This is a genomic window from Komagataeibacter europaeus LMG 18890, from assembly GCF_000285295.1.
In the GTDB taxonomy this organism is placed as follows: domain Bacteria; phylum Pseudomonadota; class Alphaproteobacteria; order Acetobacterales; family Acetobacteraceae; genus Komagataeibacter; species Komagataeibacter europaeus.
Map to the genome: position 1 here is coordinate 1 of NZ_CADP01000216.1, position 2,413 is coordinate 2,413.

Annotated in this window: 4 protein-coding genes; 2 read left to right on the forward strand and 2 right to left on the reverse strand. The window is 56.7% G+C overall.

Translation table 11 applies throughout. The features are described 5' to 3' along the window. Positions 1-373, forward strand: a 373-nt coding sequence (locus tag GEU01_RS20760) for an IS5 family transposase (RefSeq protein ID WP_019085529.1), incomplete at its 5' end; no start/stop codon positions are given. Here GEU01_RS20760 and GEU01_RS27670 read toward each other — a convergent pair. Then, on the reverse strand, positions 363-638 hold the full coding sequence (locus GEU01_RS27670) for an AAA family ATPase (protein WP_373321427.1): 276 nt from the start codon (positions 636-638) through the stop codon (positions 363-365). The genes GEU01_RS20760 and GEU01_RS27670 overlap by 11 nt on opposite strands. Positions 639-659: 21 nt before the next feature. Then, positions 660-1,853 carry a tyrosine-type recombinase/integrase gene (locus GEU01_RS20765; RefSeq protein ID WP_019087558.1) on the reverse strand — a complete coding sequence of 398 codons (1,194 nt, stop codon included), beginning with the start codon at positions 1,851-1,853 and terminating at the stop codon, positions 660-662. Between the two features lie 391 nt (positions 1,854-2,244). Here GEU01_RS20765 and GEU01_RS23670 point away from each other — a divergent pair. After that, positions 2,245-2,413 (forward strand): transposase (locus GEU01_RS23670; RefSeq protein WP_042711004.1); only part of this gene is annotated, 169 nt, incomplete at its 3' end.

A 2,413-nucleotide genomic window follows, 5' to 3' on the forward strand; every position in this document is an offset into this window, starting at 1 on the left:
GATCGCGGACGGACACGGAAAAGCCATTGGTTTCGCTCTGGCACCCGGACAGGCCCATGAACTGCCACTGGCGCCAGCCATGCTCGACGATCTCCCCTCTGTTCCCCTGTGGGTCGTGGCGGACAAAGGCTACGCGTCAGACGCCTTTCGTGAACGGATATGGGACATGGGAGCCCGACCGGCCATTCCCGCGAAACGACGCGATGCGCCGGTCGCCTGTCCCAAATGGGCCTATCGATGCCGACATCTTGTGGAGAACCTCTGGGCTCGTCTCAAGGAATGGCGCGCTGTCGCAACCAGATACGAAAAAACAGCAACCTCGTTCCTCGCGGTCATCCACATCGCTGCCGCCGCAGACTGGATCAAGTGCTAACAGGCCCTAGCGCTCCATCATCTCGCTTTGGGGTAGAAAGGAAATTTCTGCTCCAACCGAAGTGTTGCGATGGTATTGATAGTATAGAAGACTTTCCTGCGCCATTTGCTACGGTTATTATAGTTAATCTATCATGGAAATCGATGTCTATATTTCTAAATTGACGCCATCCCGTTATTTTTATATTTGAAAATGAATTTCCTTCATTCATTGTGGCAATCCTTTTTTTGAAAAATGCATAATTGAGCCTTTTGCCGCATTCCATCTCGATTTCAGGAAGGATATTTTATTGGTTTGAAGAATGAAAGCTCAATAGGGACATTTTTGTGTCTTGTTTCCGGCTTAAACTGTTTGAGATCGTCTCCGCTACCTTATTGGCGGTTTCACGGACGGGATCGGTCTTGAGATGAGCATACCGTGCGGTGGTCTGCACCTGCGTATGGCCCAGCAGCCGCCCGATCATGGTCAGGTCCGCGCCAAGCTGGAGCGCGTCGGATGCGAAGGAATGGCGCAGGTCGTGGATGCGTAGCGTGTCCAGCCCGGCTCGCGCGCGCAGCCGCCGCCAGGGTTTCTGGATGTCGGTCAGATACTGGCCCTCCACCTTGCCGGTGATGACATAGGGATTGCCTTCGATCCGGGGAATGGCCGCCAGCACGTCCAGCGCAGCCTTGCCTATGGGCACGACCTTGGCCCCGGTCTTAGAATCCGGCAAGCGCAGGACGCCCGCTCGGGCGTCCACATAGTCCCATTTCAGGGTCTGTATTTCCCCCAGACGGCACCCGGTCAGGAGCAGAAGCCGGATGCAGGTCGCTGCTTCCGGCTCACCGTCCGCCTCGCGGAGCACCTTGCCCAGCCGGGCCAGTTCGTCGGGCGTCAGGTAACACTCCCGCTTCACTTCCTTGTAGCGTTTGACCTTCCAGCATGGATTAATCCCGTCCGACCGCACGCCCCAGGTGTCGGCTAGGGTGAACATGATCGACAGAACGCCCAGCACCCGGTTGGCCTGGTAGGGCGTCTCTTTCAATCCCTGGTGCAGTTCCACGACATCGGCGCGGGTCACGTCGATAACCTTGAGCGTTCCCAGCTTCGGGGTGATGAACAGGTCCACGCAGCGGCGATATTCGTACTGGGTCGAGGGCTTGCAGTGCGAGGCGACATGTTCGTCGAGGAAGCGCTTGCCAAACTCCTTCATAGTTGCGGCGGCGCGCAGGCGGTCGCGCTGTGCGCCGGGATCGCTGCCGAGCCGGACATCGGACAGATGCTTCATTGCCTCGGTGCGGGCCTGATCCGGGGTGATTGGGCCGTGCGGGCCGATATTGACCCGGCGGATGCGCCCGCCCGCGCGGAACTGGGCGAGGTAGATTTTCCGGCCCGAGGGGTGGACCCTGAGACCGAAGCCCCGCAGCTCGTCGTCCCAGAGGAAATATTCCTTGCCGGTTTTGGCGGCGGCCTCGACGGAACGTTTCGTGATCTTGACCATGCTCTTGCCTCCAGCGCCGGAATCACTGGAATCAAATAGGAATCATTTGGGAGTGAAATCAGGCGATCCCAGTCGAGGGAGAGTGTACCATGTCCCGAGTAAAAACTTAAGGAAAACCGCCATTTATCGTGGAAAAATCGGCTCTATACGGCAATTGTGTAAGTATTAGACTGGAACTCATAACCTGAAGGCCGCAGGTTCAAATCCTGCCCCCGCAACCATGAATCAAGTCCGCAATCAGACAAAAAACCCGCCTCAGTCAGGCGGGTTTTTTGCGTTCGGAAGCTGGTGCAGGAAACAGTGACTTTCATGTGAGTGTCTGACCGAAAATGAGTTGAGTGATTTCAGTGGATTATGATTCATGGGTTTGCGATAACCTGATGAGATCAAGATGGCCTGGACTGAAATCACCCGCGCGCAGTATCGCCGGGACGACCTGGAGTATGCAAGCGACCTTCGCGATGCGGAGTGGGCGCTGATTGCGCCTTTGATGCCCGAGAAGAAACGACTGGGGAGACCACGACGTACGGATTTGCGCCGGGTCATGGAGGCGATCCTCT